At 64.8% G+C, this 18,206-nt stretch carries 21 protein-coding genes; 5 read left to right on the plus strand and 16 right to left on the minus strand.

The genetic code is table 11. The annotated features are described in order from the left end of the window. Nucleotides 1–8: 8 nt before the first annotated feature. Nucleotides 9–470 carry a DUF488 domain-containing protein gene (locus V1280_RS12665; RefSeq protein ID WP_334523841.1) on the plus strand — a complete coding sequence of 154 codons (462 nt, stop codon included), beginning with the start codon at nucleotides 9–11 and terminating at the stop codon, nucleotides 468–470. 114 nt (nucleotides 471–584) lie between these two features. On the opposite strand, the gene V1280_RS12670 is transcribed toward V1280_RS12665, so the two are convergent. The 10 genes from V1280_RS12670 to V1280_RS12715 form a co-directional block, all read right to left on the minus strand. Continuing rightward, complete coding sequence (locus V1280_RS12670) at nucleotides 585–1,499, minus strand: PhzF family phenazine biosynthesis protein (protein WP_334523844.1); 915 nt, start codon at nucleotides 1,497–1,499, stop codon at nucleotides 585–587. 122 nt (nucleotides 1,500–1,621) lie between these two features. Further along, nucleotides 1,622–2,515 (minus strand): amidohydrolase family protein, encoded by an 894-nt coding sequence (locus V1280_RS12675; protein ID WP_334523847.1) that lies wholly within the window; start codon nucleotides 2,513–2,515, stop codon nucleotides 1,622–1,624. A 22-nt stretch (nucleotides 2,516–2,537) separates the two neighbouring features. Continuing rightward, a complete protein-coding gene (locus V1280_RS12680; protein ID WP_334523850.1) occupies nucleotides 2,538–3,782 on the minus strand; it encodes an MFS transporter in 1,245 nt (414 codons plus the stop codon). Between the two features lie 48 nt (nucleotides 3,783–3,830). Beyond that, complete coding sequence (locus V1280_RS12685; protein WP_334523853.1) at nucleotides 3,831–4,562, minus strand: GntR family transcriptional regulator; 732 nt, start codon at nucleotides 4,560–4,562, stop codon at nucleotides 3,831–3,833. Between the two features lie 126 nt (nucleotides 4,563–4,688). Further along, a complete protein-coding gene (locus V1280_RS12690; protein WP_334523856.1) occupies nucleotides 4,689–4,889 on the minus strand; it encodes a hypothetical protein in 201 nt (66 codons plus the stop codon). Between the two features lie 116 nt (nucleotides 4,890–5,005). Continuing rightward, the gene (locus V1280_RS12695; protein WP_334523858.1) at nucleotides 5,006–6,313 is read right to left on the minus strand and encodes an adenylate/guanylate cyclase domain-containing protein; all 1,308 of its coding nucleotides are present in this window, start codon (nucleotides 6,311–6,313) and stop codon (nucleotides 5,006–5,008) included. A gap of 30 nt (nucleotides 6,314–6,343) precedes the next feature. Next, complete coding sequence (locus tag V1280_RS12700) at nucleotides 6,344–7,507, minus strand: ABC transporter permease (protein ID WP_334523861.1); 1,164 nt, start codon at nucleotides 7,505–7,507, stop codon at nucleotides 6,344–6,346. After that, nucleotides 7,504–8,436 (minus strand): ABC transporter ATP-binding protein, encoded by a 933-nt coding sequence (locus V1280_RS12705; protein ID WP_334523864.1) that lies wholly within the window; start codon nucleotides 8,434–8,436, stop codon nucleotides 7,504–7,506. The genes V1280_RS12700 and V1280_RS12705 overlap by 4 nt, the downstream gene beginning before the upstream one ends. After that, a complete protein-coding gene (locus V1280_RS12710) occupies nucleotides 8,433–9,221 on the minus strand; it encodes an HlyD family secretion protein (RefSeq protein ID WP_334523867.1) in 789 nt (262 codons plus the stop codon). The genes V1280_RS12705 and V1280_RS12710 overlap by 4 nt, the downstream gene beginning before the upstream one ends. Further along, complete coding sequence (locus V1280_RS12715; RefSeq protein WP_334523870.1) at nucleotides 9,218–9,904, minus strand: TetR/AcrR family transcriptional regulator; 687 nt, start codon at nucleotides 9,902–9,904, stop codon at nucleotides 9,218–9,220. The genes V1280_RS12710 and V1280_RS12715 overlap by 4 nt, the downstream gene beginning before the upstream one ends. Before the next feature lie 106 nt (nucleotides 9,905–10,010). On the opposite strand from V1280_RS12715, the gene V1280_RS12720 reads away from it, so the two are divergent. The 3 genes from V1280_RS12720 to V1280_RS12730 are packed head-to-tail and all read left to right on the plus strand — an operon-like array spanning nucleotide 10,011 to nucleotide 11,232. Then, nucleotides 10,011–10,346 carry an ArsR/SmtB family transcription factor gene (locus V1280_RS12720; protein WP_334523873.1) on the plus strand — a complete coding sequence of 112 codons (336 nt, stop codon included), beginning with the start codon at nucleotides 10,011–10,013 and terminating at the stop codon, nucleotides 10,344–10,346. Next, entirely contained in the window at nucleotides 10,343–10,807 is a 465-nt protein-coding gene (locus tag V1280_RS12725) for an SRPBCC family protein (RefSeq protein WP_334523876.1), read from the plus strand. The genes V1280_RS12720 and V1280_RS12725 overlap by 4 nt, the downstream gene beginning before the upstream one ends. A gap of 11 nt (nucleotides 10,808–10,818) precedes the next feature. After that, nucleotides 10,819–11,232 carry a GFA family protein gene (locus V1280_RS12730; protein WP_334523879.1) on the plus strand — a complete coding sequence of 138 codons (414 nt, stop codon included), beginning with the start codon at nucleotides 10,819–10,821 and terminating at the stop codon, nucleotides 11,230–11,232. Nucleotides 11,233–11,291: 59 nt separating this feature from the next. Here the strand turns inward: V1280_RS12730 and V1280_RS12735 are convergent, their stop codons facing one another. Next, nucleotides 11,292–11,702 (minus strand): DUF2000 family protein, encoded by a 411-nt coding sequence (locus V1280_RS12735; RefSeq protein WP_334523882.1) that lies wholly within the window; start codon nucleotides 11,700–11,702, stop codon nucleotides 11,292–11,294. Nucleotides 11,703–11,903: 201 nt separating this feature from the next. On the opposite strand from V1280_RS12735, the gene V1280_RS12740 reads away from it, so the two are divergent. After that, nucleotides 11,904–13,739: a CYTH and CHAD domain-containing protein gene (locus V1280_RS12740; RefSeq protein ID WP_334523885.1), complete on the plus strand. Its 1,836-nt coding sequence runs from the start codon at nucleotides 11,904–11,906 to the stop codon at nucleotides 13,737–13,739. A 16-nt stretch (nucleotides 13,740–13,755) separates the two neighbouring features. On the opposite strand, the gene V1280_RS12745 is transcribed toward V1280_RS12740, so the two are convergent. The 5 genes from V1280_RS12745 to V1280_RS12765 all read right to left on the minus strand — a co-directional run bounded on the left by V1280_RS12745 (nucleotide 13,756) and on the right by V1280_RS12765 (nucleotide 18,202). Next, nucleotides 13,756–14,145 carry a DUF4189 domain-containing protein gene (locus tag V1280_RS12745; RefSeq protein WP_334523888.1) on the minus strand — a complete coding sequence of 130 codons (390 nt, stop codon included), beginning with the start codon at nucleotides 14,143–14,145 and terminating at the stop codon, nucleotides 13,756–13,758. Between the two features lie 213 nt (nucleotides 14,146–14,358). Continuing rightward, on the minus strand, nucleotides 14,359–15,963 hold the full coding sequence (locus V1280_RS12750) for a molybdopterin-binding/glycosyltransferase family 2 protein (protein ID WP_334523891.1): 1,605 nt from the start codon (nucleotides 15,961–15,963) through the stop codon (nucleotides 14,359–14,361). After that, entirely contained in the window at nucleotides 15,960–16,661 is a 702-nt protein-coding gene (locus V1280_RS12755) for an XdhC family protein (protein ID WP_334523894.1), read from the minus strand. Before V1280_RS12755 ends, V1280_RS12750 begins: the two co-directional genes overlap by 4 nt. A 2-nt stretch (nucleotides 16,662–16,663) precedes the next feature. After that, nucleotides 16,664–16,987: an XdhC family protein gene (locus V1280_RS12760; protein WP_008564652.1), complete on the minus strand. Its 324-nt coding sequence runs from the start codon at nucleotides 16,985–16,987 to the stop codon at nucleotides 16,664–16,666. Nucleotides 16,988–16,999: 12 nt separating this feature from the next. Next, nucleotides 17,000–18,202 carry a vWA domain-containing protein gene (locus V1280_RS12765; RefSeq protein ID WP_334523897.1) on the minus strand — a complete coding sequence of 401 codons (1,203 nt, stop codon included), beginning with the start codon at nucleotides 18,200–18,202 and terminating at the stop codon, nucleotides 17,000–17,002. Nucleotides 18,203–18,206: the final 4 nt, after the last annotated feature.

Genomic DNA, 18,206 nt, shown 5'->3' on the forward strand with positions numbered 1-18,206 from the left:
GATCATTCATGGCGAGGGCGAAAAAGCTCTTCACCATCGGCTATGAGCAGACGCCGCCCAAGGCCGTGCTGGACGAGCTGGAGCAGGCCGGCGTCAAGCTCGTGGTCGACGTGCGCGCGGTGACGTCGTCGCGGCGGCCGGGCTTTTCCAAGAAGCAGCTTGCCGCAGGCTTGGATGAGCGCGGCATCGCCTATGTCCACCTCGCAGCGCTGGGCACGCCCAAGGAAGGCCGCCTCGCCGCGCGCAGCGGACAATACGACGTGCTGGAAAAGATCTTCTCAAAGCACTTGAAGGCGCCTGAGGCCAGGGAAGCGATGGACGAGCTCTCGGCGCTGGTGAAGAAGGCCGGCCCGGTCTGCCTGCTCTGCTACGAGCGCGACCACACCCATTGCCACCGCCAGATGATCGCGGAGATCATCGAGGAGCGCGACGGGGTGGCAGTGAGGAATCTTGCGGGGCGGCAGGTGTAGCTACACTGTCATTCCGGGGCGCGCCTCTTGGCGCGAACCCGGAATCCATTCCTCCACCGTCACTGCGGCCCGATAGATTCCGGGCTCGCGCTACGCGCGCCCCGGAATGACACCTCACCCCTCCCCCGCCAGCTTGAACGTCCCCTCCATCATCTGTACGCAACTGCCACCGACATGCGCTGATACGATCTTGCCGTCCCGCTTGCGCACGCGCGTCAGCAACAGGCTCGGCCGGCCCATGTCGAAACCCTGGCCGACCGTGAGCTTCAACTCGCCGTCGCGCGTGGGATCGAGATCGGCGAACAGCGCGGCGGCCGCGACCGTGGCGCTGCCAGTGGCGGGATCCTCGGCGAGACCGCCGGCGCCGCGCATGAACATGCGCGCCTGCCGCTCGCAGGGCGCCTCTGATGCGGGCACGTCGCGCGTATAGAACCACACCGAGCGGGCATCGTCGCGCGGCAATATCCTGCCGAACGCAGCCGCGTCGGGCCGCGCCCGCTTGAGCGCATCGCGCGAATGCAGCTCCGCCACCAGGAACGGCGTTCCGACGCCGACGACCTGCGGCGCGTGGTGATCGGTCCTGATGTCATCAGCCGTCAGCGAGATGCAGGCCGCAACGTCGGCGGCGGAAACCTCCGCCAGTCGCGACAGCGGCTGCGGCGCGGTGAGCTCGGTGCTGATCACCCTTCCTTGCTCCCGCACGATATCGACCGGGACCAACCCGGCGATCTCCTCGAACAGCAATCGCGGCTTCGGCTCTTTCGCGAGGCTCGCCAGCACGAAGGAGGTACCGACATTCGGATGGCCGGCGAACGGCATCTCCCTCACAGGCGTGAAGATGCGCACCTCGGCGTCGTTGGCCTTGTCGCGCGGCGGTAGCACGAAGGTCGTCTCGGAATAGTTGAACTCGGTCGCGATCGCCTGCATCTGCTGCGTGGAGAGTCCGCCCGCGTCGAGCACCACGGCGAGCTGGTTGCCGCCGAAGGCGCGGTCGGTGAACACGTCGACGGTGATGTAGCGGCGCTGCATGTAAAATCCTCACGCAAATGGCGGCAACAAACCGGCCGCCTCGCGCAGCACTCTACAAGCCACTCAACATCGCCCGTCATGCCCCAAAATTCGGAGCAATCGGAGCAATCGCGGAAGAGAGATCAGAAGCGAAACAGAGGTCGCGGCGATGCCAGCACTTGCGCGCGCTCGCGCTCATCGACGATCAGCGTGTCGCGGAATTTTCGGTTCTTCGCGTACGTTTGAGTCGCTTCGAACTGCGTGTGCGGCCAGTCGCTGCCCCACAGCAGACGATCGAGGCCGTAGGCACTGCGGAGCAGCGGATAGGCCTCCTTGGCAAAACTCTCGCCCGCAGCACCGTTGCGGTACGGCGCCGAGATCTTGACCCAGACGTTCTTCGTCGCCCCTAACTTCAGCACGGACTGAAAGCCGGGATCGGCGACGCCAAGTTTCGGATCAGGCAGCGCGTAGTGATCGAGCACGACGGTGACGCCGAGATCGAGCAGCTGCGGCGCGAGCACAGCGAGATCGGAGGCGTTGCGCTGGATCTCGACCTGCCAGCCCATCGCCTTCACGCTCGCGAGCAATCCCTTCCATTCGCTCGCCGCGAGATCGGGCAAGGGCTGGCCGACGAGATTGAGGCGGATGCCGACGATGCCGGCTTTGTCGAGCGTGCGCAGCTCGTCCGCAGAGACAGCTGGATCGACGACGGCAATGCCGCGCAGGCGGCCGTTGGTCTGCTTCAGGCAGTCGACCAGATAGGAATTGTCGGTGCCGAGGAAGCTCGGCTGCACCAGCACGCCATTGGTCATGCCGTTGTGGTCGAGCTGCTCGAGATAAAGCGACAGCGGCGCGTCGTAATCGGGCGCATAACGCCGGCCCGGCGCGAGCTTGAGCTCGCGATGAAAGACATGGGCGTGGGTGTCGATAACAGGCAAGGCCGCCTCACTCCTGGCTGTGGTCGCGACCATTGTGGCGAGCGATGCGAGGCCCGCACCAAACTGGCGGCGCGTCAGGCCGCGCTGAGGTAATGTCATGGTCGTTACTCCTCATACTTCGTCAGGCGTGCGTTGCCACGGTCTGCTCGAACACCTTGCCGCGGGTTTCGGGCAGGAGCAGCACCGCGATCAGAACCAGCGAATAAGCGAAGGCCGCATCGATGCCGATCGCGGGCCCGAGACCGATGTGATCACTGAGGAAGCCGACCAGGAAGGGAAACGCAGCGGAGACGACGCGGCCGAAATTGTAGCAGAAGCCGACGCCGGTGCCACGCACGCCCGCGGGATAAAGCTCGCTGAACAGCGCCGCCATGCTGGCGGGAATACCGGCCGAGAAGAAGCCGAGCGGAAAGCCGAGCACCAGCATCTCGCCATCGGTCAGCGGCGCAAAGATGTAGATCAGCACGGTGGCGATGCAGGCGCTCGCGAACAGTGCGACATTGGCCCTGCGGCCGATGCGGTCGCTGATGATGCCGCTTGCGACGCAGCCGCAGAAGAACGCGACGATGATGACCGCAAGATAGAAGCTGGAGCCAAGCACCGACAGGTGCCGCACCTCGCGCAGATAAGTCGGCAGGAACGTCGTCAGCGCGGCATAGCCGCCATGGGCGCCGATGCCGAACAGGCCGCCGACCATGGTCGAGCGCAGCACGTCGCGCTGGAAGATGCCGGAGAGCGTGGCGAAGAACGGCGCCTTGGCGTCGGCTGCCACGGCACGCACCGGTTCTTTCAGTCCCCGCCGGATGTAGATGATGAGCAGTGCCGGCAACAGCCCGATCGCAAACAGGATGCGCCAGGCGACGTCCGCCGGCGCATAGGTGAACACCAGCGCCGACAACAGCACCGCCGCACCCCATCCGATTGCCCAGGCGCTCTGCACCGAACCAAGCGCCTTGCCGCGATGCTCGGGACGGATGATCTCGGCCATCAGCACCGCGCCAACGGCCCATTCCGCGCCGAAGCCGAGGCCCTGGATGGCCTTGAGCACCAGGAGCTGGGTGTAGCTCATTGCGAATGCGCAGGCGAAGGTCGCGAGCGCAAAGGTCAGCACCGTGATCTGAAGCGCCTTGACGCGGCCATAGCGATCACCGAGCGCGCCGCCGAGCCAGCCGCCGAACGCGCCGAAGAACAGCGTGACCGAGCCGAGCAGGCCGGCATCGGCCTTGCTGATGCCGAAGGCCGCGATCAGTGCGGGGATGGCGAGGCCGAACATCTGGACGTCGAGCGCATCCAGCGCCCAGCCGCCAAAGCTTGCCCAGAACGTCCGCTTCTCAAGCGGCGAGCATTCGCTGTACCAGTTTGACATTGTTTCCCCCTTGAATTGTTTATTGCTTGATGTCGTTGAAAGCCGCGGTCACCGGATCTCGGCGTGGTAGCGGAACCGGTCCGCCGGCCCCCGCGAGCGGCGCCATTCGATCGGCCGTCGCTCCAGATCGAGCGCGAGGCGCTCGATCACGATCAGAGGCGCGTGGGCCTCGAGGCGCAGCAGCCGAGCCTGCATCTCGTTGGCGGTCTCGACCGTCAAGATTTCCTCGGCGGAGACCACGACCTCGCCGCACCGCTCCTCGTAGAGCGGATACAGCAGGTCGCCGAACTCGGCCGTGTCGATCTCGAGGATCTTTGCGAAACGCGATTGCTGGAGCCAGATCTCTTCGGCGAGCAGCGGCACGTCGTCGATCAGCCGCAGGCGCGACAGGCTGATGACGGGCTCGCCGAGCGGAATACGCAACGCGGACGCGACGGCGGATGTCGCCGGCACGCTCTTGCGCCGGATGATGCGGCTCTTCGGTACCCGGCGCTCGCCGTTTTCGGACTGGAAGCGGAAGAAGCGGAACAGCGAGGAGTTGAAGCGCGCGCGGCGCACGAAGGTGCCGCGGCCCTGCTGCCGCTCCAGCACGGTGTCCGCGACGAGCTGGTCGATTGCCTTGCGCACGGTGCCGATGGCGACGCCGTAATGGGCGCCAAGCTCGGCCTCCGACGGAATTGGCTCACCCGGCCGCCATTCGTTGCGGTTGATCCGCGCGGCGAGGTCGTCGCGCAGGCGCTGGTAGCGTGGCAGGCGGTCGTCGCGCGGAGCTGAATTCATATAGTCATATAGATGACTAGATGAGAAGGGAGTCAAGCACTACTGAGATACCGCACAGCCGGAGAGCCGCAGCGAGCGCGAGGCCGGGTTGCGGACTTCGCCAACCCAGCCTCGCCTTCGCAATCGTCAGTTCATGGTCTTGGGCATGCAGGGCGGCTCCTTGTAGGGCGCCGTGGCATAGGCGCCCACTGCGGGAGCCCTGACGCAATCGGCCGTCGCGTGGGTTGCGGCGCGGCGCACGGAAGCGTTGTCGCGTGCGGCTGCAGCCTGGGTTTGATAGACGGAAGCGGCGATCAGGGCGGCCGAGATGAAGGTCAGTCGGGTCATGGATTTTCTCCGCGTGACAAACGGACGACGAAGGTTTTTCGACGTCCTGAGTGCAAGAGCGGAATGCCCCGTGAGATATTTCAGCCGCACGTTCAAACAAACGCGAGCAGCGCCCCTCACCCCAATTGAAATACCGCGACCGGCTGCTCGTAACCGCGCACCGTGACCTCGCCGAGCGCAACCGCATCCTCGCCGTCGTCGCCGAGCGCCTCGCGCACGGACGCGGAGATCAGGAGCTGCGAGCCGAACTCTTTGTTGAGCGCCTCCAGCCGCGAGGCGAAGTTCACGGTGTTGCCGATCACGGTGTATTCCTTGCGCCGGGGCGAGCCGATATTGCCGGCGACGACCTCGCCAAAATGGATGCCGATGCCGATACGCAGCGGCCAGCTCGTCTGCGCATTGATGTGGTCCATCGCGGTCAGCATCTCGCGGCCGGCGGCGACCGCGCGATGCGCTGCATCGGACGCCTCCAGCGGCGCACCGAACAGCGCGAGAAAGCCGTCACCCAAAAACTTGTTCACAATGCCGCCCTGGCGGTCGAGAATGTCGACCAGCACCGCGAAGGCGCCGTCGAGCCGGTCGACGACCTCCTGCGGGGTTCGCGACTGCGCGCCGGCGGTGAAGCCGCGGAAATCGACGAACATCACGGCGACGCGGCGGAGGTCGCCGGCCGCACTCGTCCCCTCCGCCATCAGCCGCTCCACCACCTGCGGCGAGACGTGCTGGCCGAACAAATTGGTCACCCGGTCGCGCGCGGTGGTGGCCGCAATGCTCGCAGCAAATTGCCGTCGCAACCGCGCGCCGACAGCGCCCGCGAGCACGCCGCAGATCAGGATGATAGTACTGCGTACCGCGTGAAAGTAGTTCAGCGGTTCGCCGGCGTCGTTCGCCGAATTGTAATACAGCGCGACGGCCAGGAGTTCGGCCGCGGCCACAAATCCGGTGAAGGTCGACAGCCAGAAATCGAGCCGGAGCGTCGAAAGAATGATGAAGATGAAATAGGCCAGCGGCAACACGAAACCGAGCGCCTGGCTCGCGCCCATGCTGCGAATTTGCAGGATCAGGATGATCGTCGGCAGCGATGTTTCGATGAGTGCGCCGATATAACGCCGGATCACCGGCAAGTCGCGATCGAGCTCGAGGTTTCGCCTGATCTGGCTGTGGACCCAGACCTCGAAGAGGATGAAGCCCGCCAAGAGGGTGTATTCGCGGACGAGGCCTCCCGTCCCGCGCCAGATCCGGTTCACGATGGCAGGGTCGATCAGGTAGGTTGAGGTGAGGAACAAGATCATCACGCAGCCAGTGATGATCAGTGCCCGCACACGGAGCAGCTCGGTGCGCAGCACTTCGCGCGTCAGCTCCCGCTCGAACTCCTCCGACAAGACGGCTTTCTGCCGGACTTTTCCGCTGACCAAGCTGACCATTCCACCCCCTCGATTCCGGGGCAGTCTGCCTCAATCCAGCGTGCGGCGGAAGCGCGTCACCGCGATGGTCATGGCGACCAGCATCAGGACGGCGAGCGCGGCCGCGTCGAAACGCAGATTCGGCATGGAGGCGCCCTTCAGCATGATGGCGCGGACGATGCGGATGTAATGCGTCAGCGGCAGGCCTTCGCCGACATATTGCGCCCAGGCCGGCATGCCCGCGAACGGGAACATGAAGCCGGACAGCAGGATGCTCGGCAGGAAGAACATCATCGACATCTGCATGGCCTGGAGCTGGTTCTGCACCAGCGTCGAGATCGTGTAGCCGATCGACAGATTGGTGGTGATGAACAGCGTCGACAGCAGCGCCAGCAGGAACAGATTGCCGAGCACGGGCACGCCGAACAGGAACACGCCGATGCCGATGATCAGGAAGGCCTGGACGAATCCGACCAGCACGTAAGGGATGATCTTGCCGAACATCACCTCGACCGGCTTGATCGGCATCGACAACAGGGCCTCCATGGTGCCGCGCTCGACCTCGCGCGTCACCGAGAGCGCGGTGAAGATCAGCATGGTCATGGTGAGGATGGTGCCGACCAGGCCCGGCACGATGTTGAGGCTGGAGTTCGCGGCCGGATTGTAGCGGGCGTGCGCGCGGATCTCGAACGGCATTTCCGGGGGATTGCCGATATAGAGATCGTGCGCCAGCGCAGTCTGCACGATCATGCCGAGCGAGCCGAGCGCGGCACTCGCCGCAACGGGATCGGTGGCATCGGCAGCGACCAGCAGCGCCGGCTTGTCGCCGCGCCGCACCGCCCGCTCGAAGCCGCGCGGGATCTCGACGCCGAACAGCACCTTGCCGGATTTGAGGAGGTTGTCGAATTCGTCGACGTCGTGCACCTCGTAGATGAAGCGGTAATAGGCCGTGTTCTCCAGCGCCTTCAGGACCGAGCGGGCAAGATCGGAATCCTCCTGGAGCAGCACCGCGCTCGGCAGATTGTGCGGCGTGGTGTTGATGGCATAGCCGAACAGCAGAAGCTGCATCACCGGCAGCATCACGATCATTGCGAACGACACCCGGTCGCGCTTGAGCTGGATGAACTCCTTGATCAGCATCGCATAGGAGCGCTTCCAGAAGCCAAAGCGCTCGCGGATTTCGTGCGCGGGAGCCGGATGATCGACGGTGCTCATTGGAAATTATCCTTTGAGCGGCCCATCAGCTCGATGAAGACGTCTTCCAGCGAGGGCGCCGATTTGTGCCAATGCAGATCGCTCTTGTCGCGCCACGGCGCGATGCTGGCCTCTAACGCGGCAACGTCGCGCCCCGAAACATGCAGCGATGTGCCGAACGGTGCGACCATGTCGATTCCGGGTTTGCCGGTGAGCGCGGCCGTGAGGTCGTTCAAATCCTCGCCCGTTACGGTGTAGGTCGTGAGCGCAGATCCCGCGATCACCTCCTCCACCGTGCCGTGCGTCAGCAAATGGCCGTAGGCGATGTAAGCGATCTCGTGGCAGCGCTCGGCCTCGTCCATGTAATGCGTCGAAACCAGCACGGTGAGCCCTTCGGCCGCGAGCGCATGGATCTCGTTCCAGAAATCGCGCCGCGCCTTGGGATCGACACCGGCGGTCGGCTCGTCGAGCAGCAACAGCTTTGGACTGGGCAGCGTGCAGGCCCCTAACGCAAGCCGTTGCTTCCAGCCGCCGGAGAGCTCGCCGGCGAGCTGCTCCTCGCGGCCCGAGAGCCCGAGCCGCTTGATCATGTCGCGCGCTGCACCCCGCGCATCGCGCATGCCATAGAGCCGCGCGACGAATTCGAGATTCTCGCGCACGGACAGGTCTTGATAGAGACTGAAGCGCTGCGTCATGTAGCCGACCTGGCGCTTGATCTTTTCCGCGTCCTTCAGGATGTCGTAGCCGAGGCAGGTGCCCTCGCCGCTGTCGGGCGTCAGCAGGCCGCAGAGGATGCGGATGGTCGTGGTCTTGCCTGAGCCGTTCGGCCCGAGAAAGCCGTAGATCGAGCCGCGCTTCACCTGCATCGACAGATCGTGCACGACCTCACGGCCGCCGAACGATTTTGTGAGGCCCCTGACGTCGATCGCGATGTCACTGCCGGCGTTCATCGCTTGTCCGCCACCGGGGTTTTGGGGTTGAGATAGACACTGATGGGCTGACCGACGCGCAAGGCATCCGGCCGCGACGGCCGCGCCTGGATCAGGTAGACGAGCTTGTTGCGCTCATCGAGGCTGTAGATCACCGGCGGGGTGTATTCGGCGTTGGTCGCGATGAAGTAGATCTTTGCGGTGAGATCGGCGGCGCAATTGTCGCAAGCGATCCGCACCTCGTCACCGATTGAAAGTTTCGGCAACTCCGTTTCCGGCACGAAGAAGCGCAGCTTCATGTTGCCGGGCGGCATGATCGAGAGCACCGGCCGCTGCGCCGCCACCATCTCGCCCTCGCGGAAATAGATCTGCTGGATGGTGCCGGCGACCGGCGCAAAACCCTTGCGTCGCGCCAGACGGGTTTGCGAGGTCACCACCCGCGCCTGCGCAACCCGCAAATCCGAGACCGCGGAATCGAGCGCCGCCTGCGTGCCGGAGCCGGTCTTGCGCAGGGAATCCGCACGATCGAAGACCTGCTGCGCATTGGCCAGCGTCGCCTTGTTCTGGTTGAGATCGGCGAGCTGAAGATCGTCGTCGACGTCATAAAGGGTGTCGCCGACCTTCACCGCATCGCCTTCACGGATATCCAGCTTGGTGACTCGGCCGGCCTCGTCCGGGCTGACATAGATCATGTCGGCCTCGACCCAGCCCTGGAAGCCGGGATCGCGTTTCTCGTTGCAGCCGGCAAGGCCTGTTGCGAGCACGGCGGCCAATGCGAATGAAAAAAGCGCGTGCGACGACCTCATGTCGTCCTCCGTTCGCCAAAGATCAAATCGAGATGGACGCGCAGCATGTCCTGCGCGTCGAGCGGCGCGTGCCGCGCAAACAGGCTCTGCCAGATCACCGCGATCATCGCCGGCGCGACCAGGATCTGCGGATAGCGCGCGAGGTCCTTCTCACGGATTTCGCCGCGGGCGATGGCGAGCTCGATCAGCGCGCGCATGCCGGCCATCCCGCGCGAGACGACCTCGCGGTAGTAGAAATCGGCGACGGCCGGAAAGCGCGGCCCCTCGGCCACGATCAGGCGCACGAGATCTCCGCGCTTTGTGCCGATCACCTCTTTCAGGAAATTGCTCGCAAAGGCTTCGATCAGATCGCGCACCGAGCCCGTCAGCGGCGGCAATGTATTGAGCCGCGCCACCACCGGCACGATCACAGTGCGCACCAGCTCCTCGAACATCGATTCCTTGTCCTTGAAATGCAGGTAGATCGTGCCCTTGGCGACGCCGGCGCGCTTGGCAATGTCATCGAGCCGCGTCGCGGCAAAGCCGCGCGCAATGAACTCCTCCATCGCCGCCTCCACGATCGCCGCGCGCCGCTCGGCCGCGCGCGTGGCGCGGCTTGATGCCGGAGCAGCGGCTTCCACGCCGGCTTCAGGCTTGTGAGTTGCTGCCTTGGCCGCAGCCGCTTTGGTGGGCGTCTTTGTCATTCTCAATTTATGACTGACTAGTCAGTCATAGTCAATTGCGACTTAGATCGCCTCGTGGATACGAATTAGCATTGACTAATGAATTAGCCATTGCTAATTAATCGACATGATCGAAACCGCCCCCAATCCCGTCACCGCCGTGATGCGCGCCCTCGCCGATCCGACCCGCCGTGCGGTGTTCGAGCGCGTGTTCGAGAGCACGGAGATCAGCGTCGCCGAGCTGACGCGCGGCAGCGGCGTGACGCAGGGCGCGATCTCGCAGCATCTGAAATCATTGAAGCAGGCGGGCCTCGTCGCCGAGCGCGCCGAGGGCCGCAACGTCTATTACCGCGCCGCGCCCCAAGGCCTCAAACCGCTGGTCACCTGGATGGATCATTACGGCGTCTTCTGGCGCGAGCGCTTCGAGAACCTGCGTGACCTCTTGAAGGAGATCGACCCGTGAGTGCAGCCGCGTTGAAAGCCGAGACCCAAGACATCGTGCTGGACGATGTCTTCCCTCACGCGCCCGAGACGATCTGGAAAGCGCTGACCAGCGCCCAGTTGATTGAGCGCTGGCTGATGCCACCGACCGGTTTCGAGGCCGTCGTCGGCAATACTTTCACGTACCAGACCAAGCCGGGTGGCAACTGGGACGGCGTCATCCATTGCCGCGTTCTGGAGGTCATACCGAACCGACGCCTCGTCTACGCCTGGAAGGGCGGCGATGAGCGCAACATTGGTTACGGCGCGCCGCTCGACACTGTCGTGACGTGGTCCCTCACCCCGGTCGAAGCCGGCACGCGGATCCAGCTGATTCATGCGGGCTTCGTGCTGCCCAGGAACGAGAGTGCCTACACCATCATGAGCGGCGGCTGGAAGAAGGTCGTCCGGCAGCTCGACGAGATCAGCGGCGAAGAGAGTTAGGAGTTATCACCATGGACAAGCCCTTTACCGGCGGCTGCGCCTGCGGCGCGATCCGCTATTCGATCGCCGGCGAGCCTCTGTTCGCCAACCATTGCCAGTGCCGGGACTGCCAGCGTGAAAGCGGCACCGGTCACGGCTCCTATGCCACCTTCGCGCGCGCCGGCGTCACGGTGACGGGCGACGCCAAGACATGGGACATGGTCGGCGACAGCGGCAACGTGAAGACGCGCGCCTTCTGCCCCGAGTGCGGCGTCGCCGTCTACATGACCTTCAAAGCGATGCCCAACATCTTCACCATCCGCGCCGCGAGCCTCGACGAGCCCGCCCGCTACAAGCCGCAAGTCGTCACTTACGCGGCGCGCGCGTACCACTGGGATCATCTCGATTCCAGCCTGACCAAATTCGAGACGATGCCGCCCAGTTAAGATGCTTGGTGCGCTCCCTCTCCCGCTTGCGGGAGAGGTGAAAACAATCAGCACCTCTTTCAACTATGAAACTTCAACCCGTCGACGATCTTGTCGATCACCTTGCGATCGGCGCGCATCGCGATGCCGACGAGATTGAGGTCAGTGCGCACAACCGCCTTCACCACCTCGCGATTGGCGGCATCATGCGTGGTCTTGAACATGTCCTCGGTGTAGACCGCCGTCGTGACGTCGCGCGTGAGTGCACGATCGAGTGCACGCGACAAGGCCGGACCATCGGCACCATAGATCAGGATCGGCTGGCCGATCAGCGCAAGATATTTCGTCGCCGAGCCGTCCTCATAGGCATCGCCGATGCATTCCGGAAAGGCGGCGGCGACGCCGCTCGTCAGGAACGATGCGACGTTGAGCTTCTGCCAGACCTGGAGATCGTTGCGAATGACAACGGCGATCTTGGTGTCGAACTGCATGATTTCTCCCAACTCACATCCAAGCGTCGGGAAAGAAAGAAGATTCCCCGCGCAATTGGCGGCGGACATGAACGTAACCCGGATTGACCCATCGATCACAGCGCGTAAATTTTCAATGGAGATGCGACGGGCTGCGCTTCTCCTCGCGAGTCAACTCGGGTATATGTCGGCGCTCTGTCACCGAACTGTCATAAAGCGTGCATGTCCGAAACCGGCGCCATCAAGCGAGCCCTCGAACCCGTACAACGGCTTGCGAAGGCCAACGGACATCCGATCCCCGAGGACGGGAAGAAATCTAGCGGCTTCGTCGTTCCCGCCGCTGGTGAGGCGCCCGGTTCCACGTATCCTGACAACGCATCTTCGCACGACGAGTCTTTGCAAGCTGGCCTCCCCGCCGATGAAGCTCGTGCAGAGGCGACTGCGCCGGAAACCCCGCCTTCTCGCGATGCCGTGCCGCGCGCGACCGAAATCGAACTCAAGCTGCTCGTGGCTTCCGATCGTCTGGCGGCTTTCAACGATGCGCCGATCATCGCGACGAATGCGCGCAACAAGGGCACGCGCAAGCATCTCAAGGCTGTGTATTATGACACGCCCAAGCGCGCGCTCCGGCGCGACGGGTTCAGCTTCAGGGTTCGCCAAAGCGGCGCGCGATTCACGCAAACGGTGAAAGCGGAATCCGGCAACGATCCGCTGCGCCGTGGCGAGTGGGAGGCAACCGTCCCGTCGATGGCGCCGGATATCGCACTGGCCCTGCCGCTGGTTTCAGACAAGCTGCGCACCGATCTCGAACGTCACGCGATCGAAGCCGTCTTCAGCAGCGACATTCACCGGCATCAGCGCCTCGTCGACTTGCCGTCCGGCACCATCGAGGTCGCCTTCGATCAGGGACATCTGACATCCGGCAATCGCTCGCTGCCGGTGAGCGAGATCGAACTGGAGCTCAAGAGCGGCAGCCCGTCCGCCATCTGGGAGCTCGCGTTGCGGCTCGCCGAGCATGGTTCGGTGAAACCTTCGATCCGGACCAAATCAGCGCGCGGCTTTGACCTCGCGGCCGATACGCCGCCGCGGGCACCGAAGCCGCCAAAGCTTCGTCTCGATTCCTCCACGTCACTCGACGAGGCCTTTTCCGAGATCCTGCGCTCCTGTCTGTTGCATCTGCTGCAGTCGTTGCCGGCGGCCGAGGATGGCCGCGATCCCGAGGGGATGCATCAGCTTCGTGTCGCGCTACGGCGCCTGCGATCCGCACTCGACCTGATGCGGTCGGTGGTGTCGCTGAACAAGCTCGAGCTGATGCGCGCCGAGGCGAAGTGGCTTGCGGCGAGTCTCTCCGGCGCGCGTGACTGGGACGTGTTTCGGCAGGAGACGTTGCGGACTGTCGCCGATGGCTGCCCATCGGTTGCCGGATTCGACACGCTGGGTGATCTCGCCGACGAACGTCGCGCGACCTGCTACGACAAGGCCCGCCTCGCCCTCGCCGACCGACGCTGTCAGTATTTCGTGATCGGGCTCGGCGCCTGGATCGAAGCACGCGGCTGGCGCAGCGATGTTGCTCCCGAAGGTCTGGCGCAACTGGCGGAGCCGGCGATCCATTTTGCACGAAACATCCTGTCGGCGCAGCACGCGAAGGTGCTGAAACGCGGCCGTCGCTTCAAATCGCTGCCGACGGAGGAGCGGCACCGCGTCCGTCTCGCCGCGAAGAAGCTGCGCTACGTCGCCGACTTCCTGCTCCCGCTCTGCGGGCAACGCAAATCGGCGCGGCGCTTCTCGCGCAGGCTCGCCGACCTCCAGCAGGAGCTCGGTGTCTACAACGACATGGCGACGACGACGTCGCTGCTCGCTGATGTCGATGCGGGCTCGACCGGCAGCGGCATGGCGGCGGCGGCGATCGCCGGCTGGCAGGCCCATGCCATGGTCGGCATCGAAGCGCGCCTGCTCAAAGCCTGGTCGGAATTCACCGGGGCCAAGGCGCCCTGGTCGGTGGATGCGCCGGAGCAACCGGCAAAACTGGTGCAGACCAACGCGGGATGGCTGCGCTAGCCCTTGATGGCTGCGCTTAGCCTTTGGCGTCGCAGGCCCAGGCGCGGATCACGCATTCCTTGCCGCCAAATTTGTAGCATTCGCGCGTCGCGGCATTAAGCGTGGCCGAGATCTTCGGCTTCACGGCATAGCCATAGGCGCCGCAGGGGTTGGCCATGTCGACCGACATCGCCGCACAGGCGCGCTTCATCGTCACGGTCGTGCAATCGCCCTTGCACTGCCTCTGCGCCGCAGCGCGGGCTTCGTGCTCGGCACCATAATCATAGGCCTGGCCGTAGGCGCCGCACTTGCCGACGGCAAACGCGCCGGCCGCATGGGCCTCGGTCATATGACGGGCGCCGGCGACACAAACCGACAGCGCAAAGAAAAACATCGCGCAGCGGGGCGCGACGACGTTCGAAACCATGGAAAAGCCCCTCCCCCCAAGGCAGGTGGAGAGGACTCTAAGCGCGGGACCGTTTCCAGATGGTGAACGAGGGGTTGAAATCGGAAGGATTAGGAGGTGCCGTAGGGTGGGCAAAGCGAAGCGTGCGCACCATCTATCACCGACTATCGAAAATTGGTGGGCACGGCGCGATGCGCCTTTGCCCACCCTACGGCACCGTCAACTACGGCACCGTCATCCGCGTCTTGCTGCTTCCAGCGCCTGCGGCGTGTCGATGTCGAGGAAGGCGCCCTCGCCGTCGACGGTTACTTCGGCGACTGCTTCCGTATGCCTCGCGATCAGGTGCCGGGCACCGATGTCGCCGTCGAGCGTCATCAGCTCCTTGAAGAAGCGGCGCGCCCACAGCACGGGATTGCCGCGGCGGCCGTCGCTGACGGGCACGACGATGAGATTGCCGCGATCCGGCGCAAAGCCGTCGATGAGACGGTCGATCAGGCCGGCATCGATCAGCGGCATGTCACCGAGGCAAACCACGGCGCCATCGCTCGCCTCGGAGACGGCCGCGATGCCGGCCTTGACCGAGCTCGCGATGCCGCCTGCGAAATCCGGATTCTTGACGAAACGCACCTTCAGACCCTTGAGCGCCTGCTCGACCAGCTCGGTCTGATGGCCGGTGACGACGATCACCTCGGAGGCCTTGGAGGCCAGCGCCTGCTCGGTCGCGATCCGCACCAGCTTCTTGCCGTCGAGATCGGCGAGCAGCTTGTTCGGTCCGCCCATGCGGGTGGAGCGTCCGGCCGCGAGCACGATGGCCGCGACCTGGCTGTTGCCCTCGATCTCCGGCTTGGCGCGCGGCTGCGGCCGCGTGACGATCTCCATCAGGAGGCCGCCGACGCCCATGCCCATCAACTCCGCGCGCGTCACCTTGATGCCGGCGAGCAGCCGCATCAGCACCCAGTCAAAACCGTTCTCGACCGGCGAACGCGCGCAGCCCGGCGCACCCAGCACCGGCACGCTGCCGGCGCGCGCGATCAGCAGCAGATTGCCGGGATCAACCGGCATGCCGAAATGCTCGATCTCGCCGCCGATCTCGGTCACGGCCGCCGGGATGACATCGCGGCGGTCGGCAATCGCCGAGGCGCCGAACACGATCACGAGCTCGGCGCCGAGGGCGAGCAATTCCCTGATCGCCGCCGACAGCGCGCGCTCGTCATGCTGCACGCGACGCTCCGCGATGATGCTGGCGCCGGCCGGCGCGAGGCGCTCGGCGGTGACGCGCAGCGTCTTGTCGACCACCTTGGACGACAGCCCCGGCAGCAGCGTCGAGACCACGCCGACGCGCTTGATCACGTAGGGCGCGATTTTCAGCACGTCCTTGCCGGCGGCCTTCACCGCGGCATCGCGCAAATTGCCTTCAACGCCGAATGGGATGATCTTGACGGTACCGACCATCTCGCCTTCGACCACCGGCTTGTAGGCGGCGAGCGTGGCAAAGGTGATGGCCTCGTCGATATTGTTGATGCGGTCAACCGCGGCACGGTCGATCACCAGCAGACCCGGGCGGGCGGCAAACAGATTGGCGCGGCCGGTGAAGGCGCGCTCGACATGAATGCCCTCGCCGCCGATCGCAAGCGCAATGCTGGCAGCCGCGACGTCCTCGGAGACGTCGCCCTCCTCCATCCGCACCACCACGACGTCCTTGATCCCGGCGCGCGTCAGCGCCTCGACCTCGGCGGGCCCGATCGTCGTGCCTTTCTTCAGCACCAGCGGACCCTGGCGCAGGGTGTGGACGGTCACCCCGCCGATCGCATCCTTGGGGCTCGCCGGGCCGAATTTCATGCCGCTTCTTCTTTTTCTTTTGGCGGTAGCCGAAGCACCGCCGTGATCTCGGCCATGATCGACACCGCGATTTCGGACGGCGAGACCGCGCCGATCGCAAGCCCAATGGGCGCGTGAATGCGCGCAATGTCGGTGTGCCTGGCGCCCTGCGCCCGCAGCCGGTCGCCGCGCTTGGCATGCGTCTTCCGCGAACCGAGCGCGCCGATATAGAAGCAGTTGCGCTCGAAGGCGTGCAGCAGCGCGGGATCGTCGATCTTCGGATCGTGCGTCACTGCGACGAAGGCGGTGTAGGCGTCGACATTGAGCGGCGGCAGCGCCGTGTCCGGCCACTCCGCGACCAGGGGAATATCGGGGAAGCGCTCGGCGCTCGCAAACGCCGTGCGCGGGTCAACCACGGTGACGTCATAGCCGAGCGAGCGTGCCAGCGGCGCGAGCGCCTGGCTGATATGGACCGCGCCGATGATGACGAGCTTTGCGGTCGGCGCGTAGACGTTGAAGAACAGCTTCTTGCCGCCGGCCTCGACGTTGGCGCTCTTGCCCATGCGCAGCTGCTTGTCGAGCTCGGCGCGTAGCGGATCCTTGGCGAAATCCGCAGCCTTCACCAGGCGCTGCTCGCCGCTCTCGGTGTCGGTCACCAGAATGACCGGCCGGCGCGCGGCGCGCTCGGCATTGAGTTCGTGCAGGATTGCGAGCTTCACGGCTAGCCGACCTTCTCGACGAAGACGCGGATGGTGCCGCCGCAGGACAGACCGACATTCCAGGCGGTCTCGTCGGCGACGCCGAACTCCAGCATTTTGGGCTTGCCGCTCTCGATCACGTCCATGGCCTCGGTGACCACGGCGCCCTCGACGCAACCGCCGGAGACCGAGCCCAGGAACGTACCCTCGTCGTTGATGACGAGGCTCGAGCCTGCCGGGCGCGGGGCCGAGCCCCAGGTCTCGACCACGGTTGCCAGCGCGACGCCACGGCCGGCCTTCTGCCAGTCCTCCGCCGCCTTCAGAATATCCTCGTCGCGATCGAGCATAGGCTTTGCCTCTCAGGCTGCGGGGCGGATCAGGCTGCGGTGATGCGGCGGCAGCGGCCGGGACAGCGTGGTGATCAGCTCCTGGATAGAGCTCAAATTATGCACGGGACGAAATTCGTCAACGTGCGGGAGCATCATTTTGATACCCTGGGCCTTGGCCTCGAAGCCGCCGAACCGCAGAAGCGGGTTCAGCCAGATCAGCCTCCGGCAGGAGCGGTGCAGGCGGTCCATCTCGAAGGCGAGCTTGGAATCGGCCTCCCGCTCCAGCCCGTCGGAAATCAGCAGCACGATGGCGCCCTGACTCAGCACCCGCCGCGCCCACAATTTGTTGAAGTTGTGCAGCGAGGTCGCAATCCGCGTGCCGCCGGCCCAGTCCTCGACCGCCGCCGAGCAGCTCGCCAGCGCCTCGTCGGGGTCGCGCTGGCGTAGCGCGCGTGTCACATTGGTAAGCCGCGTGCCGAACAGGAACACCGAGACGCGTTTTCGCGCATCCCCGACGGCGTGGAGGAAATGCAGGAACAGGCGGGTGTACTCGCTCATCGATCCCGAGATATCGAGCAGCGCCACAATCGGGGCCGGCTTCTCGATCCGCCCGAGGCGATGGATGTCGATGATGTCGCCGCCGGTACGCAAGGACGCGCGCAGCGTGCGGCGCATGTCGAGCCGCAGGCCGCGCGGATCGGGTTGATGCCGGCGCGTCAGCAGCTCCGCCTGCGGCAGCCGCATCATCTGGATGGCACGAAGCGCCTCGGCAATCTCGGCTGCGCTCATCTGCGCAAAATCCTTCTTCTGAAGGATTTCCTTGTCGGAGACCGACAGGCGCAGATCCTGCTCCTGGTGCTGCGGCGTCTCCGTCATCCGCGGCTGCGACATCGCTTCCTGCACTCGACGCGAGGCGGCCGGCGGCTTCTTCTTGGCGCCATCCGGCAGCGGCACCGAATCCAGCATGTGCTTCCACTCTTCCGAGGCGCGGAAGAACAGGTTGAAGGCCTGCTTGAAGATCAGCGCATGCTCGTGGCGCATGACGAAGATCGATTCCAGCGTCGTGAAGACGTCGGCGCGACTGCCGATGTCGATCACCTGAAGCGCGTTCATGGCATCGATCACCGCGCCCGGCCCGACCGGCATGCCGGTCGCACGCAGCGCACGCGCAAAGCCGACGATATTGTCGGCGAACTGTTCGGTCTGCTCAGGCGCGAGGTGGTTGATGGCCATGGTC

The organism is Bradyrhizobium sp. AZCC 2230, assembly GCF_036924495.1.
Lineage (GTDB): Bacteria > Pseudomonadota > Alphaproteobacteria > Rhizobiales > Xanthobacteraceae > Bradyrhizobium > Bradyrhizobium rifense.

Coding starts and splice junctions, on each gene's coding strand:
- V1280_RS12665 (WP_334523841.1), top strand. CDS start 9: ATGGCGAGGGCGAAAAAGCTCTTCACCATCGGCTATGAGCAGACGCCG.
- V1280_RS12740 (WP_334523885.1), top strand. CDS start 11,904: ATGTCCGAAACCGGCGCCATCAAGCGAGCCCTCGAACCCGTACAACGG.
- V1280_RS12715 (WP_334523870.1), bottom strand. CDS start 9,904: ATGACAAAGACGCCCACCAAAGCGGCTGCGGCCAAGGCAGCAACTCAC.
- V1280_RS12735 (WP_334523882.1), bottom strand. CDS start 11,702: ATGCAGTTCGACACCAAGATCGCCGTTGTCATTCGCAACGATCTCCAG.
- V1280_RS12670 (WP_334523844.1), bottom strand. CDS start 1,499: ATGCAGCGCCGCTACATCACCGTCGACGTGTTCACCGACCGCGCCTTC.
- V1280_RS12730 (WP_334523879.1), top strand. CDS start 10,819: ATGGACAAGCCCTTTACCGGCGGCTGCGCCTGCGGCGCGATCCGCTAT.
- V1280_RS12685 (WP_334523853.1), bottom strand. CDS start 4,562: ATGAATTCAGCTCCGCGCGACGACCGCCTGCCACGCTACCAGCGCCTG.
- V1280_RS12690 (WP_334523856.1), bottom strand. CDS start 4,889: ATGACCCGACTGACCTTCATCTCGGCCGCCCTGATCGCCGCTTCCGTC.
- V1280_RS12760 (WP_008564652.1), bottom strand. CDS start 16,987: ATGCTCGATCGCGACGAGGATATTCTGAAGGCGGCGGAGGACTGGCAG.
- V1280_RS12765 (WP_334523897.1), bottom strand. CDS start 18,202: ATGGCCATCAACCACCTCGCGCCTGAGCAGACCGAACAGTTCGCCGAC.
- V1280_RS12675 (WP_334523847.1), bottom strand. CDS start 2,515: ATGACATTACCTCAGCGCGGCCTGACGCGCCGCCAGTTTGGTGCGGGC.
- V1280_RS12710 (WP_334523867.1), bottom strand. CDS start 9,221: ATGAGGTCGTCGCACGCGCTTTTTTCATTCGCATTGGCCGCCGTGCTC.
- V1280_RS12705 (WP_334523864.1), bottom strand. CDS start 8,436: ATGAACGCCGGCAGTGACATCGCGATCGACGTCAGGGGCCTCACAAAA.
- V1280_RS12695 (WP_334523858.1), bottom strand. CDS start 6,313: ATGGTCAGCTTGGTCAGCGGAAAAGTCCGGCAGAAAGCCGTCTTGTCG.
- V1280_RS12720 (WP_334523873.1), top strand. CDS start 10,011: ATGATCGAAACCGCCCCCAATCCCGTCACCGCCGTGATGCGCGCCCTC.
- V1280_RS12750 (WP_334523891.1), bottom strand. CDS start 15,963: ATGAAATTCGGCCCGGCGAGCCCCAAGGATGCGATCGGCGGGGTGACC.
- V1280_RS12680 (WP_334523850.1), bottom strand. CDS start 3,782: ATGTCAAACTGGTACAGCGAATGCTCGCCGCTTGAGAAGCGGACGTTC.
- V1280_RS12700 (WP_334523861.1), bottom strand. CDS start 7,507: ATGAGCACCGTCGATCATCCGGCTCCCGCGCACGAAATCCGCGAGCGC.
- V1280_RS12745 (WP_334523888.1), bottom strand. CDS start 14,145: ATGGTTTCGAACGTCGTCGCGCCCCGCTGCGCGATGTTTTTCTTTGCG.